Here is a 23,715-nt window from a genome sequence, read left to right on the forward strand (position 1 = left end):
CCGCTCCCTTCGCCCCGCCATCCGCCGTCCCTTCGCCCGCGGCGCCCCGGTGGCGTCCGCCCGGCCCGTCAGCCGATGTGCCGCGTGCACGCGCACGGCTTCAACGGCTGTCGCTCCCCGGCCCGTTCGGCCCACTCCCCGGCCGTGCGCGACAGCACCTCGACCCCCGGCACGGGCTCGTCGCCGAGCCGGTCGAGCAGCTGCCGCCAGGTGCCCGTCACCGCCGGGTCCACCGGGCCCGTGCGGTCCTCGTACAGCCACACCGCGTGCAGCAGCCGGTCCACGCGGCGGCGCAGCAGGTCGTCGCCGGGCGCGGGCACCTCCCCGAGCGCGCGGGCGTGCCGGTCGTCGGGCGTGCCCGCGAGCGGCGCCTCGCAGGGCGCGCCCGCGACGGCGAGCAGCTCCCCGCACCAGTCGGCCATGGACCTGCGCGGGTCGCGCGCGGGGAACGACCGCGTCAGGTGGTCGACGGCCCGCGCGGCCCCGGACGCGGCCAGGTCGTGGTGCGCGGCGTGCGCGGCGGCCGAGCCGAACAGCTCGTCGGCGGCGTCCTCGCCGGGCCCCGCGGCCGGGGGCGGCGACCCGAAGTGGTCCCGCAGCAGCGCGTGGTCGGCGCGCCACACCGCGCCCCGCCCCCGGCCCGCCCCGCCCGTCATCGCGTACAGGCGCCGCATCAGGAGGTGGCGCAGGCCGCGGTCGCCGATGAAGTGGCGCGGGCAGTGCGGCCAGCCGTTGTCCTGGAGGAGTTCGGCGACGCGGTACGCGGACAGGCGCTCGTCCCGCTCGCCCTGCCGGGCCCGGATCAGGCGCTGGGCGCAGGGCCCGGTGTGCGCGACCGACAGATGGCTGAGCAGGTCGAGCCAGTGGCCGTGCTGCTCGGGCGGCAGTTCCTCGGGGAGCTGGCGCCCGACCAGATCGTCGAGGAGCAGCTCGGCGACGGGCCGCGGTGGCGCGTCGGACGCCTCCCGGCAGCGCACCGGCGCGTCGAGCAGGGACCAGTCGGTGAGCGCGGCCGGGTCCGGGACACGCAGCGCGGCCGCGGCCTCGCCGAGGCGGGTGACGAAGCGGGGGCGGCCGCCGCTGAGCCGGTGCACGGCGCTCTCCACGCGCAGCCGCGCGGCGTGCTCGTCCGGCCGGTGGCCCGCGTCGCGGCCGCGCCCCTGGAGCCGGGCCAGCTCGTGGTTCTGCTGCTCGGGGGTCAGCAGCGGCATCCGGACGAGCAGTACGCCGCGCGCGGGCGCGACCAGGCCCGGAACGCCGCCCTGTCTTCGCGTCCAGCCGGGCAGGCCGCCGTCGGCGGGGCTCCAGACGGCCGGGGCGTCCGCGGCCCCGTCCGCCGCGTCCGGCGAGCGGTACAGGAAGCGGCCGCCGTCGGCGCGGCGCGCGGTGGCGAGGACGACCACGCGGTCGTGGTGGCCGCTCTCGCGGTCGAGCAGCACGGACCGGACCAGGCGGCGGCCGACGCCGTTGTCGGCGTGGTCGAGCAGGACGGCGGGCCGCCCGGCCCGCGCCACGCGGCCGCGCACCGAGGCGTACGCGGCCTCCACGTCCTCGCGCAGGGCCCGGAACAGGAAGCTCTCCGCGTGGGCGCGGGCCTCACCGCCCTGCTGGAAGTCGACGCTCAGCGCGTGCAGGCCGAGCCGGGGGTGTCCGGCCGCGCCCGAGTAGGAGCCGTAGCAGGCCTCAAGGGCGGCCTTGCCCTCGGACGAGGTCCGCTCGAAGAGCTCGTCGAGTATGGAGGTGATCAGCGGGGTGGCCAGCGGCTGGGCGACGAGGAGCGCGCCGAGCGCGGCCAGGTAGGCGCGGAAGGCGCGGTGCAGCACGCCGCCCCAGAACGAGCCCCTCGGCAGCAGGTCGTCGTATCGGCGCACCTCGCCCAGGCCGTCGGCCGGGCCCGCGAGGGCGTCCCCCGCGGCGACCGCGACCAGCCCCGCGTACAGGCGCGGGGCGCCGATCGCCCCGCCGTCGCCGCTCCAGGCGCCGAACTGGACGGCCAGCTCCCGCAGGGCCTCGGTCGCCTCCGAGCGGGTGCTGCGCCGCTGGTCGGCGCCTTCGCGGAACACGGGCGCGGCGCAGTCGACGTGCGCGGCCGGAACGTAGCGCCCGAACACGTCGCGCACGCAGGCCAGCAGCCGCCCCTTGCCCATGCCGGGCCCGCCGGTGACGAGCACCACCGGCAGGTCGGGCCCGTACAGGAGCGGGCGGTTGCGGCCCTTGGCGGTCTTGCCGAGCAGCCGGGCGAGAAGGCCGTCGTCGTCCAGCAGCTTGCCGAATCCCAGGTCGTCGGGCACCGGTCCCCCGAAGCGTGATGGATCGTCAGGGTAAGGGCACGACAGGGGCGTTGAGGAGACCCCGCCGGGTCACGATTGGCCGTCAGGCTCCGGTGAGCGCGGGGTTCGGGGTGAGGATGCGGCGCAGGATCGCCTCGACCTCGGCCCGGGTCGGCGGGGTCTGCGAGGCGAGGGAGCGCAGGCTGATCCCCATGAGCGCGGCTCCCGCGGCGGCGGCGGTGTCCGGGTCGGTGTAGTGGGCCAGGGCGCGCAGGATGTGCCCCTGGTGCTCCTCGGCGATGTGCCGCAGCGCGGGCCGCCGCAGCGCGGCGAGGTACAGCTCCAGGTCGACCACCTGCTGGGCCCGCTCGGGCCCGCCGAGCGGCGGCAGGACCGCGTCGGCGAGGAGTACGGCGTGCTGCTCGGGCGTGAGCTCGGGCCGCCGGGCGACCCACTCGTCGAGGTACGCGGCGAACCGGTCGACGGACCGGCGCAGGGCCGCCGCGATCAGGTCGTCCTTCGTCGCGAAGTGGTACGTCGTCGCCCCGAGCGGCACCCCCGCCTCGGCGGCGACGGCCCGATGCGTGAGCCCCTCGACACCACGCTCGGCGATGACGCGCTCGGTGGCGGCGGCGATCTCCTCGATCCGCCGAGCGGGATCACGCCGACGGGGCTCGGCGGCGGCCATGGGTCCCTCCTACGACGCGGAAACAGTACATCCGTACTGTAGCGTCACGGGGGGTGGTCCAGCCCGTCCGGCGCTTGAGGACGAGGCGCGAAGCGCCAATGAGGGGGAAAGGGGCGAAGCCCCAAACGGAAGCCCCAGACGAAAGGGGGCCCGGGGACCACCAGGCCCCGGACCCCCCACCGCAAGCCAGAGGCTTACTTCTCGGCCTGCTCACCCTTGGCGGGAGCCTTACGCAGGGCGATGTTCAGCTCCTTGAGCCGCGCCTCCTCCAGAACCGTCGGCGCGCCCATCATCAGGTCCTGGGCGTTGCCGTTGAGCGGGAAGGCGATGGTCTCGCGGATGTTCGGCTCGTCCGCGAGGAGCATGACGATGCGGTCGACGCCCGGCGCGATGCCACCGTGCGGCGGGGCGCCGAGGCGGAAGGCGCGGAGCATCCCCGCGAACTCCTGCTCGACGGTCTCCGCGTCGTAACCCGCGATCTCGAAGGCCTTCAGCATGACCTCGGGCTCGTGGTTGCGGATGGCGCCGGAGGACAGCTCGATGCCGTTGCAGACGATGTCGTACTGCCAGGCGAGGATGTCCAGCGGGTCCTTCTCCTCCAGGTCCTTCATGCCGCCCTGGGGCATCGAGAAGGGGTTGTGGGAGAAGTCGATCTTGCCGGTCTCCTCGTCCTTCTCGTACATCGGGAAGTCGACGATCCAGCAGAAGCGGAAGACGTTCTCCTCGAAGTGGCCCGCGCGCTTGGCGGCCTCGACGCGGACCGCGCCCATGATCTTGGAGACCTCGTCGAACTCGCCCGCGCCGAAGAACACGGCGTGACCGGCCTCCAGGCCGAGGCGCTTGGTCAGCTCCGCCACGTTCGCCTCGGTGAGGAACTTGGCGATCGGGCCCGCGAAGGACCCGTCCTCGCCGACGCGGATCCAGGCCAGGCCCTTGGCGCCGTGCTCGACGGCGTACTCGCCGAGGCCGTCGAAGAACTTCCGGGACTGCCCGGCCGTGTCCGGCACCGGCAGCGCGCGCACGTGCTTGCCCGCGAAGGCCTTGAACTCCGAGCCTTCGAAGACGTCGGTGATGTCGACCAGTTCGAGCTTGGCGCGCAGGTCCGGCTTGTCGTTGCCGTACTTCAGCATCGACTCGCGGAACGGGATGCGCGGGAACGGCGAGGTGACCTCGCGGCCGCCGCCGAACTCCGTGAACAGCTCGGTCATGAGCTTCTCGATGGGCTGGAAGACGTCTTCCTGCTCCACGAAGCTCATCTCGACGTCGAGCTGGTAGAACTCGCCCGGCGAGCGGTCCGCGCGCGCGTCCTCGTCGCGGAAGCACGGCGCGATCTGGAAGTAGCGGTCGAAGCCGGAGATCATGAGCAGCTGCTTGAACTGCTGCGGCGCCTGCGGCAGGGCGTAGAACTTGCCCGGGTTCAGCCGGGAGGGGACCACGAAGTCGCGCGCGCCCTCGGGGGAGGTCGCGGTGAGGATCGGCGTCGCCATCTCGTTGAAGCCGAGGGCCACCATCTTGTGGCGGATCGCGGCGATGACGGCCGAGCGCAGCATGATGTTGCGGTGCATGCGCTCGCGGCGCAGGTCGAGGAAGCGGTACTCCAGGCGCCGCTCCTCGTTGACCCCGTCCTCCGCGTTGATCGTGAAGGGCAGCGGGGCCGCGGCGCCGAGCACCTCGACGTCGGCGGCCTCGATCTCGATCTCGCCGGTGGGCAGCTCCGGGTTCACGTTGTCCGCGCCGCGGGAGACGACCTTGCCGTCGACCCGGACGACCGTCTCCTTGGAGAGCTTGTCCAGGGCCTCGGCGGCGGCCGTGCCGGGACGGGCGACGAGCTGCGTGATGCCGTAGTGGTCGCGCAGATCGATGAAGAGGATGCCGCCCAGGTCGCGCCGATTGTGCAGCCAGCCGCTCAGCCGGACGTCCGTACCGACGTCAGAGGCGCGGAGCTCACCGCACGTGTGGGACCTGTACCGATGCATCGTCGTTCATCCAGTCTTTCGAGATCGGGGGACGCTAACGCTCAAGGCTACCGTTTGTGAGCGCCCCGCAGGGCGCGGGGAGCTACCGTTTGTGAGCGCCCCGAAGGGGCGCGGGGAACTGCGCGACCAGCCGCAGCAAACCCGCAGCCGCGAAATCGAGCGAAGCGATACGGCGGCGGCGCAGCCCCACCGAGAAGGCAAGGCCCCGGCACTCAGTGGCGGCTGATCCGTACCTGTTCCTACAGTGAAGCAATGCGCACCAATGAGCCCCGCGAGCAGAGGGGTGACGCCTCCCTGCCGCCCGGCCAGGGCGCACTGCCCCCGGTGGAGGACGTACTCGCCGCGATCGCCACCGGCCTGTGGCGGTGGGACAACGCGAGCGGCACCGTCACCCTCGACGCGGAGGCCGCCCGGCTGCTCGGCCTCGCGCCGCGCGCCCAGACCACCACCGAGGTCGGCGTGCGCTCCCGCTTCCACCCGGTCGACTGGAACGAGATCCACGGCATCGTGCAGCTCGCCGTCGCCGAGGGCACCCTCGCCGAGGCCCGACTGCGGATCATGGACGAGCAGGGGCGGCACGTCCTGCGCACGGTCCGCAGCCGCACCAAACCGGTCGTCCACGACTCCTCGTCGACGGCGTACGAGCTCATCGGCACCCTCCAGGAGGTCACCGAGCCGGGCCCCGGCGCCGCCGCCCGCGCGCCCGTCACCGGCGACTGGCGCCGCTCGCGGGAGGCCTTCCTGCTCGACGCGGGGCGCGCGCTCGCGGAGGCGCGGTCCACGGAGGAGGTCCTGCGAGTCGCCGCGGGCCTGTCCATGCCCGGGTTCTCCCCGGACGGCCTCGCCGTCTTCGGCTCCACCGGCGACCGGCTCACCGTCGTCGGCCACCACGGACACCACGGCTACGGGGACGACGATCCGCTCGCCGCCATGCCCCTGGACACCGACTACCCGGCCGCCGAGGTGCTGCGCACCGGCCGCGCCGTGTATCTGTCGTCGCCGCAGGAGTACCGCCGCCGCTATCCGACGACGTGGCCGCTGGCGTCCCGCTTCAAGCGGCAGTCCTGGGCGTTTTTGCCGCTGACCGTGGCGGGCCGCACGATGGGCGCCTGGATGGCCGCGTTCACGTACCCCGTCTCGTTCACGCCCGACGAGCGCTCCGTCCTGACGACCGTCGCCCGGATGCTGGCGCAGGCCCTGTCGCGGGCCGGGGTCGCCGAGTCCGAGCGGGAGCTGACCGAGGGCCTCCAGCGGTCCATGATGCCGACGCTCGGCCCCGAGATCCCCGGCATGAGCGTCGCCGCGCGCTACGTCCCGACCGGCGGCGGCCTCCAGGTCGGCGGTGACTGGTACGACATGATCCCGCTGCCCAGCGGGCGCATCGCCTTCGTCATCGGCGACGTACAGGGCCACGACGTCCGGGCGGCGGGCCTGATGGGGCAGCTCCGCATCGCCCTGCGTGCGTACGCCTCGGAGGGCCACCGCCCGGACGCGGTCCTGTCCCGCGCCACCCGCTTCCTGTCCGGCATCACGGACGGCATCACCTACGGGTCCACGGACTCCCGGGACGACCCCGACCACGCGGCCACGGACCCGCGCTTCGCGACGTGTCTCTACGTAGAGGCCGATCCGGCGACCGGCCTCCTGGAGATCGCCCGCGCGGGCCACCCCGAACCCGTCATCCGCATGTCCGACGGAACAGTCCTGCAGCGGCCCATCGCGGGCGGCCTGCCCCTCGGCATCGACCCGGACGCGGACTACCCCACGACCCGGCTCGTCCTGGACACCGGCGAGACGATGCTGATCTGCACCGACGGCCTGATAGAGACCGGCGGCCACGACCTGGAGACCGGCTGGACGCGGATCCGGCGCATCCTGGAGAACTACGACGGCTTCTCCGAGTACGCGGAACCCGCGGGCCCGGAGTACGAGACCCGGTCCCGTCCCTCCGGGGCGGACGACGACCTGGAGACCCTCGCCGACACCCTCGTCCAGGCGGTGCACGGCCCCTCCTCGCACCACACCACGGGGCCGCTCGCCGACCGCCGCGAGGACGACATCGCCCTCCTGCTGCTGCGCCGCACCGGGCGCCCCGAGGAGCGCGTCCGCATCCGCCGCACGATGCTGACCATCGCGCAGGCCGAGCCGGAGCGCGTCGCGGGCGCGCGCGGGCACCTGCGGGACCTGCTGCACGACTGGGCGGACACCGACCAGGTCGACTCCGCCGTCCTGCTGATCTCCGAGATGATCACCAACGTCCTGGTGCACACCGACGGCGACGCCCTCCTCGTCGCCGAGGTCACCGGCGAGAACGGCACGCGCAGGCTGCGCGCGGAGGTCACCGACAGCAGTGACGACCTGCCGCACAAGCGCCACCCCGGCGAACTCGCCTCCTCCGGGCGCGGCCTCGTCCTCATGGACCTGCTCGCCCACCGGTGGGGCGTGGACCCGCGCGGGGAGGGCAAGAGCATCTGGTTCGAGCTCTACGAAGGCTCGGCCTCGGCCGAAGGGGATCCCGGGGATGGCCCCGCGGCCGCCTTCTCCGCGTAGCGGGCCCGCAACTCGCTGAGCACCCCGAAGGCCGCGGCCGTCAGCGGCACGGCGAGCAGCATGCCGATGATCCCGGCGACGGACGCGCCCGCGGTGATCGCGAGCATCACCACCGCCGGGTGCATCTGCACGGTCCGGCTCTGGATCACCGGCTGGAGCACATGCCCCTCCAGGACCTGCACCGCGAGCACCACGCCGAGCGTCCACAGGGCGATGGCGAGGCCCCGGTCGGCGAGCGCCACGAGGACGGCGATGGCCCCGGACAGGAACGCCCCCAGGTACGGGATGTAGGCCCCGACGAACACCAGGGCGCCGAGCCCCCACGCCCCCGGAACGCGCAGGATCAGCAGCCCGACGGTGATGCACACCGCGTCGATGAGCGCGATGAACGTCGTCCCGCGCATGAACCCCTCGACGGCCGTGAAGGCCCGCCGCGCCATCGCCTCCACGGTGTCCCCGGAGTGCGCGGGCACGAGCGAGCGCAGCGTGCTCGCCGCCTTGTGGGAGTCCCGCAGGAAGAAGAACACGAGCAGCAGCGCGAGGACGGCGGTCGCGATCATCTCGCCGACCACGCTCAGGCCGCTGACCACCCCCGAGGCCGCCGTGCCGCCGAACTTGCCGAGGAGGTCCTTGGAGTTGGACGCCAGGTCGTCCAGGGAGGTACCGGCCGCGCCGAAGTGCTTCGACAGGTCGTGCGCGGCGTCCTTGAGGGAGCCCACGATCTGGCCGCCGGTGTCGATCAGGGCCTTCACGACGATGTACGTCGTCCCGCCGACGACCGCGAGCACGGCCGCGCAGGTCAGCCCCGCCGCGAGGGACCGCTGCACCCGCATCCGCACCAAGCGCCGGTACAGCGGCCCGAGCAGCGCGGTGCCCAGCAGCGCGAGCAGCACGGGGGTGACGGCGGTCTTGAAGACGACGCACAGCCAGACCCCGACGGCCGCGACGCCCGTGACGAGCAGCGCCACCACACACCAGGCGGCAAGCCGCCGCACCACCTCAGGCAGAAGGGAGGACACCCTCCCACCCGAACACGGCGGTGGGAGCGCCGCACGCCGGGTCCGCCCTATGGGCAGGTGGCACCCGCTCCGCGCAGGAGGGCACCCGCCCCGGCCAGAGGGGCTGGCGCCCAGCCCAGGGGGGCAGGCGCCCGGCCCAGGGAGGGGCAGGCGCCCGGCCCAGGAGGTCACATCCCGTGCACCGCGGGCACGGACCCGAGCCTCCCCTTCTGGAAGTCCTCAAACGCCTGCTGCAGCTCCTCACGCGTGTTCATCACAAACGGCCCATAGTGCGCCATCGGCTCCCGAATCGGCTGCCCGCCCAGCAGGACGACCTCCAGATCCGGCGTGTGGGAGTCCTGCTGCTCGTCCGCCCGGACGGTGAGGGAACCCCCCGCCCCGAAGACGGCGGTCTGCCCCACCTGGACAGGCCTCCGCTCCGCGCCCACGGACCCGCGCCCGGCCAGCACGTACGCGAGCCCGTTGAAGTCCTCCCGCCAGGGCAGCGTGACCTCGGCCCCCGGCCGCACCGTCGCGTGGACCATGGTGATCGGGGTGTGCGTGATCCCGGGCCCCTCGTGCCCGTCGAGCCCACCCGCGATGACCCGCAGCAGCGCCCCGCCGTCCGGCGAGGTCAGCAACCGCACCTGACCGCCGCGGATGTCCTGGTAGCGGGGGGCCATCATCTTGTCCTTGGCGGGCAGGTTCACCCACAGCTGGAGCCCGTGGAAGAGGCCGCCGGACATGACGAGCGACTCCGGCGGCGCCTCGATGTGGAGCAGGCCGGAGCCTGCCGTCATCCACTGGGTGTCGCCGTTCTTGATGGTGCCGCCGCCACCGTTGGAGTCCTGGTGCACGAACGTGCCGTCGATCAGATACGTCACGGTCTCGAAGCCGCGGTGCGGGTGCCAGGGCGTGCCCTTGGGCTCTCCGGCCGCGTACTCCACCTCGCCCATCTGGTCCATCATGATGAACGGGTCGAGGTACTTGTAGTTGATCCCGGCAAAGGCCCGGCGCACCGGGAACCCTTCGCCCTCGAAGCCGCTCGGCGCGGTCTTCACGGCGAGCACGGGCCGCGCCGTGGTGTCGGCGGGCACGGTCACGCGGGGCAGGGTCAGCGGGTTCTCAACGGTCACTGCAGGCATGGTTCGGACCTCCTCTTGCGCTCAGGTTAGTTGAACGTAGAACTTTCTGCCACCTGGAACGCGGCATGGCCCGAGGGCATTCCCACCGCCCGCCCCGCCACACACCCCCCTGACCGAAACGCGCCCCTCGATCCCCCCGGCCCTCCTCCGCACCTCGCCGCACTCCCGTCCCGCACCAGCCGCCACAAGATCACCAAATATCCCGCATATAGAGACAACGACTTCCCGGAAGGCACCCAAAGAAGAGCAACCCATTGACAACGTGAGCCACAGACCGATTCACTCACCACGCAACAACAGGAGCGCATTTCTCGGCACCCTTTGGGGCGTCCGTGATTTGCCGCTCCTAAACCACTGTTTCCGCGTACTCAAAACGCAGGGAGGGAGGGTTTTACATGGCTAAGATCATCAAGGCCCTTAAGGCCGCCACGAAGAAGAACGAGCCGAGCCTGAAGCAGTCCGCCTGGTACATCTGGTACTGAACGCCCCGCTGATCCGGGCCCGGACCGCCCGGCACGTCCGGTACTGACCTTCGGGCCCGTGGGCCCGCGCACGGCACAGGAGCCGGTTTCCTTCCGTTCCGCCGCGCGCGGGCCCCTCATTCCGGAGACCTCCGTATGTCATCCATCGAGTACAGCCAGAATCAGCGGAGCCACAAGACGGGGAACGCCACCGTAAAGAATTCAGAAAGCGCGGCGGCGCGTGGAACCGGCGGCCCAGGAAATCCATCGGCCCCTACGCGGACGCATCCGCGAAATCGCCGCACCACCGTTTTCGCGCCACGGCTTCAGGCCCTCCTCGACGAGCACACCGGCAAGGATCTCGTACGGCTGGAACCCGACACGGTCGGCATCGCGGGCGCGGAGCTCTCCGACCGCGTCCTGGCCGCGCGCCGGGCCACCGAGACCGAGCGCCCCACCTTCAAGCCCCTGCACGGCCGCTCGATCTCCAAGGCCGAGGCCGCGTCGGTGATGCGGACCGTCGGCCGGGACGTCCGCGCCGCCCTGGACGGCCCCGACCCGCTCCCCGCGGACACGGACCTGTCCGGGCCGTGGCCGATCACCGGGCACCGGTTCCTGCGCGACCTGGTCCTGCGCGACGACCCCTGGCGGCTGCGCGTCCTGATGTCCCGCCTCCTGGAGATCGACACCAAGGTCACCTGGACGACGATCGTGACCGGTGCGGCCCTGCCCCGCCGCCCCCGGCCAGGGCCGCACCTGACCCACCTGGCGAACCTCGTCGCCGAGGCGGAGACCTACCAGGACCGGCGCTACGCCATGGGCATGTACCGTCGCGCCGCCGCCCCGGTCTGCTTCACCGTCTCCACCCTCGTCGCCAACGCCCTGTGGCTCGGCTCCCCCTTCGACGACTCCGCGTCCGACCGCGCCGTCCTGTACGAGGCCATGCGGCTGCTGCCCCCGTCGTGGAACCTGCTGCGCAACCGGTCGCCCGAGTACCCGGCGATCGACGACCGGATAGGCCCCGGGGACGACATCCTGATGCTGCCGCTGCTCACCCACCGCGACCCCGCCCTCTGGGACGCCCCGGACGAGTTCCGGCCCGAGCGCTGGGACGCGCTCGACCCCGACGACACCCCCGGCTACCTGCCCTTCGGCCACGTCAGCGAGCGCTGCTGGGGCCGCCATCTGGTGCTGCCGCTCGCCGAGCTGCTCCTCGGCCACATCCGCAGGACCGGCCTGGTCGTCGCCCCCGGCCAACGCACCGCGGAGGTACCGCTGCTCGGCCTGCTCGGCGTACGGACCGTCCACGTGGGCCACCGCGACAAGGTCCGCCGGGCCTGACGGGGGACCGGCCCCTGACGGGCGGTCAGCCGTACATGCGGCGCATCGCGAAGTCCACCATCTGCTCGACGGCCTTCGCGTCGAACACCATGCGGTGCTCGCCCTCCATGTCCAGGACGAAGCCGTAGCCGGTCGGCAGCAGGTCGATCACCTCGGCGCCGGTGATGACGAAGTACTTGGAGTCCTTGCCCGCGTAGCGGCGCAGCTCCTTGAGCGACGTGAACATCGGGATGACCGGCTGCTGGGTGTTGTGCAGCGCGAGGAAGCCCGGGTTGTCACCGCGCGGGCAGTACACCTTCGAGGTCGCGAAGATCTGCTGGAAGTCCTCGGCGGACATCGAGCCCGTGGTGAACGCGCGCACCGCGTCCGCGAGGGACGGCGGCGACGGCTCGGGATACAGCGGGGGCTGCTGGCCGTAACCACCGGGCATCTGCGCGTGCTGCTGCGGCTGCTGCGGCGGGGCGTACCCCTGGCCGACACCGGCGTGTTGGTCGTAGCCGTACATGACCCCCAGCCTACCGAGAGCGGCGTGGCGGGCCGCCGGAATATTTATCTAGCGACCGCTAGACAATGACGCGGCGACTCGGCTACAGTTTCTGTAGTGGCAGCTACAGATAGCCGTGGCCGCCGGAACCGGAGGGGGACTCCCATGCCCGCACACCCGCAGACGCCGACCTCAGCGACGGATTCGCCGGTCGCGACCGCACCCGCGCCCGGCGCGACGTTCGCCCGCACGGCCGCGGGCACCGGCCCCGGAGTGCTGCTCGCCCACGGCGCGGGCGGCTCGATCGCGGCCAACTACGGCCCGGTTCTTGACGCGTTGACGCCGACACACCGCGTCGTCGGCGTCGACTACCCGGGCACGGGAGCCACCCCCCGGTCGCAGACCCCGCTGACCCTGGACGCGCTCGCGGACGAGCTGGTCGCGGCGGCCGACGCCGAGGGCCTGGAGACCTTCGCCCTGGTGGGCTATTCGCTGGGCACGGCCGTGGCGCTGCGGGCGGCGACGCGTCACCCGCAGCGGGTGACGGCCCTGGTCCTGACGGCCCCCTTCGCCCGCCCGGACACCCGTACGCGGCTGACGGCCGAGGTCTGGCGCGGCCTCGCCGCGTCCGGTGACCGGGACACCCTGGCCCGGTTCCTGCTGCCGCTCGCGCTGAGCCCGGCGGCCCTGGAGTCCCTGTCCCCCGAGGACCTGGAGGCGACCCTGCGGGGCACGGCGGACACGGCCCCCGAGGGCACGGCGGACCATGTGGACCTGGTGGCCAGGGTCGACGTGCGGGCCGACCTGGCGGGAATCGCGGTGCCGACCCTGGCCGTCATCACGACCGAGGACCAGCTGGTCCCGCCCGCGCTCCAGCGCCAGGCGGCGGCGGGCATCGCGGGCGCCCGGACGGCGGACCTCGCGACGGGCCACCTGCCCTTCGCCGAGAAGCCCGCCGAGTGGCAGCGGCTGATATCCGACTTCCTGGACGGCCTGCCCGCGCACGGGGGCGGGAGGAAGTAGACCCAGCTCACACTTGGACGCTCAGGGGTTGCCTCTTATTACCGACGGGTAGCATCATTTAAGACCACAAGCTACTTACTGGTACGCCTACGAGGTCCCCGCCTCCCAAGCCACTACGGAGCCGTCGCCATGGGGCACTACAAGTCGAATCTCCGCGACATCGAGTTCAACCTCTTCGAGGTCCTCGGCCGCGACAAGCTGTACGGCACCGGCCCGTTCGCGGAGATGGACGTCGAGACCGCCAAGAGCGTCCTCAGCGAGCTCGCCCGCCTCGCGGAGAACGAGCTGGCCGCTTCCTTCGAGGACGCCGACCGCAACCCTCCGGTCTTCGACCCGGAGACCAACACCGCCCCCGTGCCTGCCTCCTTCAAGAAGAGCTACCAGGCCTTCATGGACTCCGAGTACTGGCGCCTCGGCCTGCCCGAGGAGATCGGCGGCACCACCTCGCCCCGCTCCCTGATCTGGGCGTACGCGGAGCTGCTCCTCGGCTCTAACCCGGCGGTCTGGATGTACTCCTCGGGCCCGGCGTTCGCCGGGATCCTCTTCGAGGAGGGCAATGACGTCCAGAAGAAGATCGCCGAGATCGCCGTCGAGAAGCAGTGGGGCTCGACGATGGTCCTCACCGAGCCGGACGCCGGTTCGGACGTGGGCGCGGGCCGCACCAAGGCCGTGCGCCAGGAGGACGGCTCCTGGCACATCGAGGGCGTGAAGCGCTTCATCACGTCCGGCGAGCACGACATGTCGGAGAACATCCTCCACTACGTCCTCGCCCGCCCCGAGGGCGCCGGCCCCGGCACCAAGGGCCTGTCCCTCTTCCTCGTCCCGAAGTACGAGTTCGACTTCGAGACCGGCGAGCTCGGCGCCCGCAACGGCGTGTACGCGACGAACGTCGAGCACAAGATGGGCCTCAAGGCGTCCAACACCTGCGAGATGACGTTCGGCGACCAGCACCCCGCCAAGGGCTGGCTGATCGGCGACAAGCACGACGGCATCCGCCAGATGTTCCGCATCATCGAGTTCGCCCGCATGATGGTCGGCACGAAGGCGATCTCCACCCTCTCCACGGGCTATCTGAACGCGCTGGAGTACGCCAAGGAGCGCGTCCAGGGCCCCGACCTCGCCCAGTTCATGGACAAGAGCGCGCCCAAGGTGACGATCACCCACCACCCGGACGTGCGCCGCTCCCTCATGACGCAGAAGGCGTACGCGGAGGGCATGCGCGCCCTGGTCCTGCACACCGCCGCCGTCCAGGACGAGATCGCGGTCAAGGAGGCGGCGGGCGAGGACGCCACCGCCCTGCACGCGCTCAACGACCTGCTGCTGCCCATCGTCAAGGGCTACGGCTCCGAGAAGGCCTACGAGCAGCTGGCCCAGTCGCTCCAGACCTTCGGCGGCTCGGGTTACCTGCAGGAGTACCCGATCGAGCAGTACATCCGCGACGCCAAGATCGACACGCTCTACGAGGGCACGACCGCGATCCAGGGCCAGGACTTCTTCTTCCGGAAGATCGTCCGCAACCAGGGCGCCGCGCTCAACGGCATCGCCGAGGACATCAAGAAGTTCCTCGCCGTCGGCACCGGCGGCGAGGAGCTCGCCGGGGCCCGCGAGGAGCTGGCCAAGGCCGCCGTCGAGCTGGAGGCCATGGTCGGCGTCATGCTGACCGACCTCGCCGCCACCGAGCAGGACGTGAAGTCGATCTACAAGGTCGGGCTCAACACCACCCGCCTGCTGCTCGCCTCCGGTGACGTGGTCGTGGGCTATCTGCTGCTCCGCGGTGCCGCCGTGGCCGCCGAGAAGCTGCCGACCGCTGCCTCGAAGGACGTGCCCTTCTACCAGGGCAAGATCGCCGCGGCCCGGTTCTTCGCGGCGAACGTCCTGCCGGGCGTCGCCACCCAGCGCGCCCTCGCCGAGGGCGTGGGCCTCGACCTGATGGAGCTGGACGAGGCCGCGTTCTAGGCCCCGCCGAGGCTCTGGTGGCCCGCTCCCGTCCGGGGGCGGGCCACCGGCGTCGGGTGACGGCCGCCGCGGCGGGCGGAAGGGACAGGACCAGGGGCGCCCCCGCGGCCGGAGGCCCCGCACAGGGCCCGAGGGCCTGGTTAGGCTGAGCGGCATGCGCACACGCCCCCGCTTCGATCGCGGTCACACCGACGACCTGATGTCCTTCCTCGCGGCCAGCCCGTCGCCGTACCACGCGGTGGCGAGCGCCGCGGAGCGACTGGAGAAAGCGGGCTTCAGGCAGGTCGAGGAGACCGACGCCTGGGACGCCTCAAGTGGCGGCAAGTACGTGCTGCGCGGCGGCGCGATCATCGCCTGGTTCGTGCCGGAGGGCGCCAGCGCCCACACCCCGTTCCGCATCGTCGGCGCGCACACCGACTCCCCGAACCTGCGGGTGAAGCCGCTGCCGGACGTCGGCGCGCACGGCTGGCGCCAGGTGGCCGTCGAGATCTACGGCGGACCGCTGCTCAACTCCTGGCTGGACCGCGACCTCGGCCTCGCGGGCCGCCTCACCCTGCGGGACGGCTCCACCCGCCTGGTCAACGTGGACCGCCCGCTGCTGCGCGTGCCCCAACTGGCCATCCACATGGACCGTTCGGTGCCCACCGAGGGTCTCAAGCTCGACAAGCAGAAGCACATGCAGCCCATCTGGGGCCTAGGCGACGACGTGCGCGAGGGCGACCTGATCCGCTTCGTGGAGGAGGAGTGCGACCTCGCCCCCGGCGAGGTGACCGGCTGGGACCTCATGACCCACTCCGTCGAGGCGCCCGCGTATCTGGGCCGCGACCGCGAGCTGCTCGCGGGCCCGCGCATGGACAACCTCCTGTCCGTGCACGCCGGTACGGCCGCGCTCGCCGCCGTGGCCACCGCCCCCGGGGCCGACGCGCTGCCGTACATCCCGGTGCTCGCCGCGTTCGACCACGAGGAGAACGGCTCGCAGTCCGACACCGGCGCCGACGGCCCGCTGCTCGGCGGCGTCCTGGAGCGCTCGGTCTTCGCCCGCGGCGGCCGCTACGAGGACAAGGCCCGCGCCTTCGCGGGCACGGTGTGCCTGTCGTCCGACACCGGGCACGCCGTGCACCCCAACTACGCGGAGCGGCACGACCCGACGCACCACCCGCGCGCCAACCAGGGCCCGATCCTGAAGGTGAACGTCAACAACCGCTACGCCACCGACGGCAGCGGCCGCGCGGTGTTCGCCGCCGCGTGCGAGAAGGCGGGCGTGCCGTTCCAGTCGTTCGTCTCCAACAACGCGATGCCCTGCGGCACGACCATCGGCCCCATCACGGCGGCCCGGCACGGCATCAAGACGGTCGACATCGGCGTCGCGATCCTGTCCATGCACAGCGTGCGCGAGCTGTGCGGCGTCGACGACCCGCCCATGCTGGCGGACGCGCTGCGGGCGTTCCTCGAAGGCTGACCCCTTTCGGGCCGTCCCCGCACGCGGGAGGCGGAAACATCCCGTTTGCGGGTACTCATGGGCGCATGAGGCTTCTCGTACGCGACCGTCTGTTCGGCATCGGTGACGACTACTGGATCGAGGACGACCGGGGCCGCAAGGTCTTCCTCGTCGACGGCAAGGCCATGCGGCTGCGGGGCACCTTCGAACTGAAGGATCCGCAGGGCCGGGTGCTCATCGACATCCACGCCAAGATGCTCGCCCTGCGCGACACGATGGTGATCGAGCGCGAGGGCGAGCCGCTGGCCAGGATCAAGCGCAAACGGCTCTCGCTGCTGCGCAACCACTACCGCGTGGAGCTGGCCGACGGCAGCACCGTGCTCGACGTCAGCGGCAAGATTCTCGACCGCGAGTTCGCGATCGAGTACGAGGGGGAGCTGCTCGCGGACATCTCCCGCCGCTGGTTCAGCGTGCGGGACGCCTACGGCCTCCACATCACCCGCGACGACGCCGACCCGGCCCTCCTGGTGGCCATCACGGTCTGCGTCATCCGCCTCGCGGAGAAGGAACGGGGCGAGGACTGAGCGCTTCGCCTGCGGGTCGTCCGTGGCTGGTCGCCCAGTTCCCCGCGCCCCTTCGGGGCGCCGCCCAGCCGTCAAAGCCGGGGCTCGGCCACGCCCAACCGCCGGTCCTTCAGCGCGGGGAACTGCTCCCGGGTCTCCGCGACCTTGGCAAGGTCGAGGTCCACCGTCAGCACCTCCGCCCCGGAGGGCCCCGCCTCGGCCAGCACCTCTCCCCAGGGGTCAACGACAACGCTCGCCCCAGCCTGCTCCACCCCCGCATGCGCCCCCGCAGTCCCGCACGCGAGCACGAACACCTGGTCCTCCACCGCCCGCGCCCGCGCGAACAGCGACCAGTGCGCGCGCCGCCGCGCAGGCCACCCCGCGGGCACCACGAAGACCTCGGCCCCCGCGTCCACGAGCCCCCGGAAGAGCTCGGGAAAGCGCAGGTCGTAGCAGGTGGCGAGGCCGAGCACGGCCTCCGGCGTCCGGACGGTGACCAGCTCGTGGCCCGCGCCCATCAGCACGGCCTCGCCCTTGTCGAAGCCGAAGCGGTGGATCTTGCGATAGGCCCCGGCGAGCTCACCGGCGGGCGAGAAGACGAGGGAGGTGTTGTAGAGGGCGCCGTCGGAGCCGCCGTCGGACGGGGCGCGCTCGGGAACGGACCCGGCGTGCAGCCACACGCCCGCGTCGCGCGCGGCCTCGGCCATCGCCTCGTACGTCGGGCCCTGAAGCGGTTCCGCCTCCGTGGCGAACGCCTCGTACCCGAAGGCCCCGGTGGTCCACAGCTCGGGCAGGACGATCAGATCGGGGCCCTCCCGCTCGGCCACCTCGCGCACCAGCGAAGAGACCCGCAGCCGCCGGGACTTGACTGATTCGTCATCCTCTACGTCGATCTGGAGGAGAGAGGCGCGCACAGTACCACCGTCCTGGCATTCGAACCGTCAAGTAGGCCTACGATCGTCACACGAAAGCACTGCCGGGGTGCCCACGGGCAGCGTAACTTAAAGCCCCAAGACACCCACCGCCCGCGTACGACCGCCGAGGGGTCCCGTGAGTCTCCATCCCAGCCTGCAAACCTACGCCGATGCCTGGGCCCACGCCGTGGAAGCGATATCCGAGCTGGTGACCCCGCTCGCCGAGGGCGAGTGGAACCAGCCAACCCCGTGCCCGGGCTGGTCCGTCCGGGACATCGTCTCGCACGTCATCGGCCTGGACTGCGAGATGCTGGGCGATCCGCGCCCGATCCACACGCTGCCGCGCGACCTGTACCACGTGAAGACCGAGGGCCAGCGGTACATGGAGATGCAGGTGGACGTCCGCCGCCACCACACGGCACCGGAGATGACCGCCGAGCTGGAGTACACGATCATCCGCCGCAACCGGCAGATCCGGAACGAGTCGCGGGCTCCGGAGACCAAGGTGCGCGGCCCCCTCGGCACCGAGCAGAGCCTCGAACTCGCCATGCGGATCCGGGCCTTCGACGTGTGGGTGCACGAGCAGGACCTGCGGGTCACGCTGGGCAGGCCGGGAAACCTCGACTCGCCGGGCGCGTACGTCGCCCGCGATCTGATGCTGCACGGCCTCGCGAAGGTCGTCGCCAAGAAGGCGGGCGCCCCCGCGAACTCCGCCGTCGTCGTCGACGTGAGCGGCCCCGTGGAGTTCCTGCGCACGGTGCGCGTGGACGCGGAGGGCAGGGGCACCGTCGACAACACGCCCTCGCTGGGCCCGCTCGTCACCATCGCCACCGACTGGGAGACGTACGCGCGTCTGGCCTGCGGGCGCGTGACGCACGCGGCGGTCCGCGACCGCGTGAAGGTCGAGGGCGACCAGGAGCTGGCCGAAGCGATCCTGGGGGACTTCTCCGTCACCCCGTGACCCGAGCCCAAGTCCGTCACCCCGTGACCCGGGCCCAAGTCCGTCACCCGGTGACCCGGCCCCAAGGAGACGCCTCCCCACGACGCGGCTCGGGGGAGGGGGCGAGCCCCCTCCCACCGCCTCACGCCGCGGGCACGTGCACCGTCTCCACCCGGCTGGCGACGAGCCGCTCGCGCTCCCGGCGCGCCGCGCGCCCCCGCAGCCGCAGGATCTGGCTCACCCCGAGCGCCTGGAGGACGAAGACCGAGGAGAACGCGATCCGGTAGTCGTCGCCCGTGGCGTCGAGGAGGACGCCGACCGCGAGCAGCGTGGTCATGGACGCCACGAAGCCGCCCATGTTGGTGATGCCCGAGGCCGTGCCCTGGCGCTCCGGCGGGTTCGCGGGGCGCGCGAAGTCGAAGCCGATCATCGAGGCGGGGCCGCACGCCCCGAGCACCACGCACAACACCACGAGCAGCCACGTCGGCGCGTGCGCGCCGGGGTAGACGAGGACGCCCGCCCAGACGGCCGCGGTCGCGCCCACCGTGCCGAGCGCCAGCGGAAGCCGCGCCGCGTGGTGCCGGGCCACGATCTGGCCGAAGACCAGGCCGACCGCCATGTTCGACAGGACGACGAGGGTCAGCAGGTCGCCCGCCGCGCCCCGGCCAAGGCCCTGCGCCTCGACCAGGAACGGCAGGCCCCACAGCAGCAGGAACACCATCGCCGGGAACTGCGTGGTGAAGTGCACCCACAGGCCGAGCCGGGTGCCGGGCTCCCGCCAGGACCGCGCGATCTGCTCGCGCACGAAGCCGGGCCCGGCCGCGTCCCGGGCGGCCCGCGGCGGCGGCTCGTAGCCCTCGGGGTGGTCCTTCAGGAACAGCGCCATCAGGACGAGGACGACGACTCCGGCGAGCGCGCTGCCCACGAACGCGCGGGTCCAGCCGACGTCGTGCAGGAGCCGGGCCAGGACGAGCGTGGAGACCAGGTTGCCCGCCATGCCCACCAGGCCCGCGAGCTGCGCGACCAGGGGCCCGCGCCGGGCCGGGAACCAGCGGGTGCCGAGCCGGAGCACGCTGATGAACGTCATCGCGTCGCCGCAGCCGAGCAGCGCGCGGGCGGCGAGCGCCGTCCCGTACGAGGGCGCGAGCGCGAAGCCGAGCTGCCCCGCGGTGAACAGGACCGCGCCGAGCGTGAGGACCTTCTTCGTGCCGAGCCGGTCGACCATCAGGCCGACGGGTATCTGCATGCCCGCGTACACGAGGAGCTGGAGGATCGAGAACGTCGACAGGGCCGACGCGTTGACGTGGAAGCGGTCGGCCGCGTCCAGGCCCGCGACGCCGAGCGACGTACGGAAGGTGATGGCGACGAAGTAGACGGCGACACCGATCGACCACACGAACACGGCCCGCCGCCCGCCCGGCGGATCCCCGGGCAGCCGCCCGGCCCTGGTGGCGGAGGAGCTCATCGCGTGGCCCCCCGGGCCAGGTCCTGGAACCAGCCGACGTGCCGGGTCACGACCGCCACCGCGGCGTCCGCGTCCTCGGCCGTCAGCGCGGCCAGGATCTCCTCGTGCTCGGCCAGGGTCTTGGCGATCCGGTCGGGGTGGGAGTGCAGCACCGCGACGCCCATCCGCAGCTGGCGGTCGCGCAGCTGGTCGTACAGGCGCGCCAGGATCTCGTTGCCGCCGCTGCGGACGATCGTGGCGTGGAAGCAGCGGTCCGTGGTGGCCGCCCCCGCGAGGTCGCCCGCCGCGGCCTGGCCCCGCTGCTTCTCCAGGAGCTCGGCGAGCCGGTCGAGCAGGCCCGGGGGCGCGGGCACCGCCTTGCGCACCGCGTGCGTCTCCACCAGGAGCCGGGTCTCGACGACGTCCGCGATCTCCTGCGCGGAGACGGGCAGGACGAGCGCGCCCTTCTTCGGGTAGAGCCGGAGCAACCCCTCCACCTCCAGCTTCAGGAGCGCCTCGCGCACCGGGGTGCGGGACACCCCCACGGCCTCGGCCAGCTCGCCCTCGGTCAGGAGCGTGCCGCCCTCGTAGTGCCGCTCCAGGACGGCCCGCTTCACGTGCGCGTAGACGCGCTCGGCGGCGGGGGGCTGTTTGCCGGAGGCGGCGGGGGTCGTGGCGGGGGCGGCGAGGTCGGTCGTGGCGGGGGCGGGGGCCGGGGCGGTCGGAACGAGGGGAGCGGTCGGCATGCGCACAGCATAGATACAACAGGTATGCGATGGATCTTGCGTCCACGATCCGGACACGATCCGGACAACGCGCCCACCCCGATCCGGCCACCACCCCTGCCGCGCCCGGCCCCCACTCCCGCCCCCTCCGGCCACCACCCCCGGCCCCGCCCCGGCGCGGCCCCAGCCCCGTCCGGACACCGCACTCGTACGTACGTGACCATGCGACAACTTTCGGGTCACTTTTTCCGTCGTCCGTGCATCCTTCACGCCCCGTCGCGAGTCTTGTCCGTGGCGGCTCCCCCATGTCCTCTGTAATTCAGGGGCTTTGGGGCGCGGGCCGCCCAACTTACGCATCAGGGACAATGGAGCGTTTACTTTGAGAATCCGGACAACAGGCATGCGCCGGGCCTCGGCCGCCGCCGTCATCACGGCCGGAGCCGTCATGACGACGACGGTCATCACGGTCCCCGCCGCGCACGCCGCCGCGCCGCCCAAGCCGTCGATCTCGGCCAAGGGCGGCTTCCTCATGAACAGCGGCACGGGCAAGACGCTGTTCACGAAGAGCGCCGACAGCCGCCTCAAGACGGGGTCCACCACCAAGATCGCGACCGCGCTCACGGTGCTGAACCAGCCGAACCTGAACCTGAACCGCAAGGTCAAGTACCAGAAGGCGTACAGCGACTACATCGTCCGCAACGGCGCCTCCTCGGCCAAGGGCCTGATCGTCGGCGACACCGCCACGGTCCGCGAGCTGCTCTACGGCCTGATGCTGCCGTCCGGCTGCGACGCCGCCTACGCCCTCGCCGACACCTACGGCAAGGGCTCCTCGCGCGCCGCCCGCGTGAAGTCCTTCATCGGCAAGATGAACAAGACCGCGCGCGACCTGGGCCTGCGCAACACGCACTTCGACTCGTTCGACGGCATAAGCAATGGCGCGAACTACTCCTCGCCGCGCGACCTCACCAAGCTGACGGTCAAGGCGATGAAGAACTCGCTCTTCCGCACCGTCGTGAAGACCAAGGGCTTCAAGGCCAAGCCCAAGATGCCCAACGGCGGCACCCGCGGGATGCCGACCTGGGGCAACACCAACCAGCTGCTCGGCACCTACCGCGGTGCCATCGGCGTGAAGACCGGCTCCGGCGCCCAGGCCAAGTTCAACCTGGTCTTCGCCGCGACCCGCAACGGCAAGACGATCGTCGGCACGGTCCTGACCGCGCCCACGAAGGAAGCCCGCTACAAGGACGCCAAGAAGATCATGGACTACGGCTTCCGCGTCGCGTAACTCCCCCGCGAGCAGGACACGGGAAAGGGGGCCCGCCGCACACCGCGGCGGGCCCCCTTCTTCCGTACGCGCGCGACTACGCCCAGGTCATCAGCCGCTTCGGCTGCTCCAGGATCGCCGCCACGTCGGCGAGCACCTTCGAGCCCAGCTCCCCGTCCACCAGGCGGTGGTCGAAGGAGAGGCCGAGGGTGGTCACCTGGCGCGGCTTCACCTTGCCCTTGTGGACCCACGGCTGGAGCTTGATCGCGCCGACCGCGAGGATCGCGGACTCGCCGGGGTTCAGGATGGGCGTGCCCGTGTCGATGCCGAAGACGCCGATGTTCGTGATCGTCACCGTGCCGCCCTGCATGGCGCCGGGCGACGTCCGGCCCTCGCGGGCCGTGGCCACCAGCTCGCCGAGCGAGGCGGCCAGTTCGGGCAGGGTCTGGGCGTGCGCGTCCTTGATGTTCGGCACGATCAGACCGCGCGGGGTCGCCGCGGCGATGCCCAGGTTCACATAGTGCTTCTGGACGATCTCCTGGTTCGCCTCGTCCCAGGCGGCGTTCACCTCCGGGTTGCGGCGGATCGCCACCAGGAAGGCCTTGGAGATCAGCAGCAGCGGGTTGACCCGCAGGCCCTCGAAGGCCCGGTCCTGCTTCAGCTCCTCGACGAGCTTCATCGTGCGCGTCACGTCCACCGTCACGAACTCCGTGACGTGCGGCGCCGTGAACGCCGAGCTGACCATCGCCTGCGCGGTCGCCTTGCGGACGCCCTTGACCGGGACGCGGGTCTCCCGCGCGTCCCCGGCCGCCACCGCCACGGGCTCCTGGACCCCCGCGGCCGCGGGGGCCGCGGGCGCGGGCGCCGGGGCCACCGCCGCGTGCACGTCCTCGCGGGTGATGACGCCGTCCGGGCCCGTCGGCGTGACCGTGGCGAGGTCCACGCCCAGGTCCTTGGCGAGCTTGCGCACGGGCGGCTTGGCCAGCGGCCGGGCCCCGGCAGGCGCGGGGGCCGCCGCCTGGGGGGCGGGCGGCGCGCTGTGGCCGTTCAGCTCGGCCTGGACGGCGGCCGCGGCGGGCGAGGGCTCGGCCTGGCCCGGCACCTGCTTGCGGGCGCGGCGCTTGGTGGAGGACTCCGACACGCCGTACCCGACGAGGACCGGCTGGCGCCCCGAGGGCGCCGCGGGCTCCGCCGACGGCGCGGGCTCCGGCGCGGCGGCGGGCGCGGGCGCCGCCGCCTCGGGCGCGGGCGCCGCGCCCCCGGACACGTCCACGGTGATGATCACCTGGCCGACGTCCACGGTCGCGCCCTCGGCGAACCGGAGTTCACGGACCGTGCCGTCGAACGGGATCGGCAGCTCCACGGCCGCCTTGGCCGTCTCCACCTCGCACACGACCTGGCCGTCGGTGACGGTGTCGCCCGCGGCCACGTACCACTTGAGGATCTCCGCCTCGGTGAGTCCCTCGCCCACGTCGGGCATCTTGAACTCGCGGACGGCCGACGTGGTGTCAGTCATTGTCGTCACGACCTCTTCC

General features: G+C 72.3%; 18 protein-coding genes. 8 read left to right on the forward strand and 10 right to left on the reverse strand.

Annotated elements, in window-relative coordinates; translation table 11 throughout:
• Positions 1–68: 68 nt before the first annotated feature.
• From ACIG3E_RS05235 to aspS, 3 genes are all read right to left on the reverse strand, one after another.
• Positions 69–2,291, reverse strand: coding sequence for a hypothetical protein (locus ACIG3E_RS05235; protein WP_399611462.1), 2,223 nt, complete (start codon positions 2,289–2,291; stop codon positions 69–71).
• Positions 2,292–2,373: 82 nt separating this feature from the next.
• On the reverse strand, positions 2,374–2,958 hold the full coding sequence (locus tag ACIG3E_RS05240) for a TetR/AcrR family transcriptional regulator (protein WP_399611465.1): 585 nt from the start codon (positions 2,956–2,958) through the stop codon (positions 2,374–2,376).
• A gap of 194 nt (positions 2,959–3,152) precedes the next feature.
• Complete coding sequence (aspS, locus tag ACIG3E_RS05245) at positions 3,153–4,934, reverse strand: aspartate--tRNA ligase (protein WP_399611468.1); 1,782 nt, start codon at positions 4,932–4,934, stop codon at positions 3,153–3,155.
• Positions 4,935–5,186: 252 nt separating this feature from the next.
• Between aspS and ACIG3E_RS05250 the strand changes: the two genes are divergently transcribed.
• The gene (locus ACIG3E_RS05250; RefSeq protein ID WP_399611471.1) at positions 5,187–7,484 is read left to right on the forward strand and encodes a SpoIIE family protein phosphatase; all 2,298 of its coding nucleotides are present in this window, start codon (positions 5,187–5,189) and stop codon (positions 7,482–7,484) included.
• Here ACIG3E_RS05250 and ACIG3E_RS05255 read toward each other — a convergent pair.
• Both ACIG3E_RS05255 and ACIG3E_RS05260 read right to left on the reverse strand, forming a co-directional pair.
• A complete protein-coding gene (locus ACIG3E_RS05255) occupies positions 7,418–8,503 on the reverse strand; it encodes an AI-2E family transporter (RefSeq protein WP_399611474.1) in 1,086 nt (361 codons plus the stop codon). The genes ACIG3E_RS05250 and ACIG3E_RS05255 overlap by 67 nt on opposite strands.
• 167 nt (positions 8,504–8,670) lie before the next feature.
• Entirely contained in the window at positions 8,671–9,627 is a 957-nt protein-coding gene (locus ACIG3E_RS05260; RefSeq protein ID WP_399611477.1) for a pirin family protein, read from the reverse strand.
• Positions 9,628–10,244: 617 nt separating this feature from the next.
• Between ACIG3E_RS05260 and ACIG3E_RS05265 the strand changes: the two genes are divergently transcribed.
• Positions 10,245–11,429 (forward strand): cytochrome P450, encoded by a 1,185-nt coding sequence (locus tag ACIG3E_RS05265; protein WP_399611480.1) that lies wholly within the window; start codon positions 10,245–10,247, stop codon positions 11,427–11,429.
• 25 nt (positions 11,430–11,454) lie between these two features.
• On the opposite strand, the gene ACIG3E_RS05270 is transcribed toward ACIG3E_RS05265, so the two are convergent.
• Positions 11,455–11,934 carry an SseB family protein gene (locus tag ACIG3E_RS05270; RefSeq protein ID WP_172385119.1) on the reverse strand — a complete coding sequence of 160 codons (480 nt, stop codon included), beginning with the start codon at positions 11,932–11,934 and terminating at the stop codon, positions 11,455–11,457.
• A 144-nt stretch (positions 11,935–12,078) separates the two neighbouring features.
• Between ACIG3E_RS05270 and ACIG3E_RS05275 the strand changes: the two genes are divergently transcribed.
• The 4 genes from ACIG3E_RS05275 (at position 12,079) to ACIG3E_RS05290 (ending at position 16,914) form a co-directional block, all read left to right on the forward strand.
• Complete coding sequence (locus ACIG3E_RS05275; RefSeq protein WP_399611483.1) at positions 12,079–12,936, forward strand: alpha/beta fold hydrolase; 858 nt, start codon at positions 12,079–12,081, stop codon at positions 12,934–12,936.
• 129 nt (positions 12,937–13,065) lie between these two features.
• Positions 13,066–14,892 carry an acyl-CoA dehydrogenase gene (locus ACIG3E_RS05280; protein ID WP_399611486.1) on the forward strand — a complete coding sequence of 609 codons (1,827 nt, stop codon included), beginning with the start codon at positions 13,066–13,068 and terminating at the stop codon, positions 14,890–14,892.
• A 154-nt stretch (positions 14,893–15,046) separates the two neighbouring features.
• Positions 15,047–16,351 carry a M18 family aminopeptidase gene (locus ACIG3E_RS05285; protein ID WP_399611488.1) on the forward strand — a complete coding sequence of 435 codons (1,305 nt, stop codon included), beginning with the start codon at positions 15,047–15,049 and terminating at the stop codon, positions 16,349–16,351.
• A 65-nt stretch (positions 16,352–16,416) separates the two neighbouring features.
• On the forward strand, positions 16,417–16,914 hold the full coding sequence (locus ACIG3E_RS05290) for an LURP-one-related/scramblase family protein (RefSeq protein ID WP_399611490.1): 498 nt from the start codon (positions 16,417–16,419) through the stop codon (positions 16,912–16,914).
• Positions 16,915–16,985: 71 nt separating this feature from the next.
• Here the strand turns inward: ACIG3E_RS05290 and ACIG3E_RS05295 are convergent, their stop codons facing one another.
• On the reverse strand, positions 16,986–17,807 hold the full coding sequence (locus ACIG3E_RS05295; RefSeq protein WP_399611492.1) for a carbon-nitrogen family hydrolase: 822 nt from the start codon (positions 17,805–17,807) through the stop codon (positions 16,986–16,988).
• A gap of 136 nt (positions 17,808–17,943) precedes the next feature.
• Here ACIG3E_RS05295 and ACIG3E_RS05300 point away from each other — a divergent pair, with 136 nt between their 5' ends.
• The gene (locus ACIG3E_RS05300) at positions 17,944–18,768 is read left to right on the forward strand and encodes a maleylpyruvate isomerase family mycothiol-dependent enzyme (RefSeq protein ID WP_399611495.1); all 825 of its coding nucleotides are present in this window, start codon (positions 17,944–17,946) and stop codon (positions 18,766–18,768) included.
• Between the two features lie 121 nt (positions 18,769–18,889).
• Here the strand turns inward: ACIG3E_RS05300 and ACIG3E_RS05305 are convergent, their stop codons facing one another.
• Both ACIG3E_RS05305 and ACIG3E_RS05310 read right to left on the reverse strand, forming a co-directional pair.
• Positions 18,890–20,212, reverse strand: coding sequence for a nitrate/nitrite transporter (locus ACIG3E_RS05305; RefSeq protein WP_399611497.1), 1,323 nt, complete (start codon positions 20,210–20,212; stop codon positions 18,890–18,892).
• Entirely contained in the window at positions 20,209–20,937 is a 729-nt protein-coding gene (locus tag ACIG3E_RS05310; RefSeq protein WP_399611499.1) for a GntR family transcriptional regulator, read from the reverse strand. Before ACIG3E_RS05310 ends, ACIG3E_RS05305 begins: the two co-directional genes overlap by 4 nt.
• A 379-nt stretch (positions 20,938–21,316) precedes the next feature.
• Between ACIG3E_RS05310 and ACIG3E_RS05315 the strand changes: the two genes are divergently transcribed.
• On the forward strand, positions 21,317–22,201 hold the full coding sequence (locus ACIG3E_RS05315) for a D-alanyl-D-alanine carboxypeptidase family protein (protein ID WP_399611502.1): 885 nt from the start codon (positions 21,317–21,319) through the stop codon (positions 22,199–22,201).
• A gap of 76 nt (positions 22,202–22,277) precedes the next feature.
• On the opposite strand, the gene ACIG3E_RS05320 is transcribed toward ACIG3E_RS05315, so the two are convergent.
• A complete protein-coding gene (locus tag ACIG3E_RS05320; RefSeq protein WP_399611505.1) occupies positions 22,278–23,705 on the reverse strand; it encodes a dihydrolipoamide acetyltransferase family protein in 1,428 nt (475 codons plus the stop codon).
• Between the last annotated feature and the right edge of the window lie 10 nt (positions 23,706–23,715).

Origin of the sequence: Streptomyces sp. NPDC053474 (assembly GCF_044544845.1) — a bacterium.
Lineage (GTDB): Bacteria > Actinomycetota > Actinomycetes > Streptomycetales > Streptomycetaceae > Streptomyces.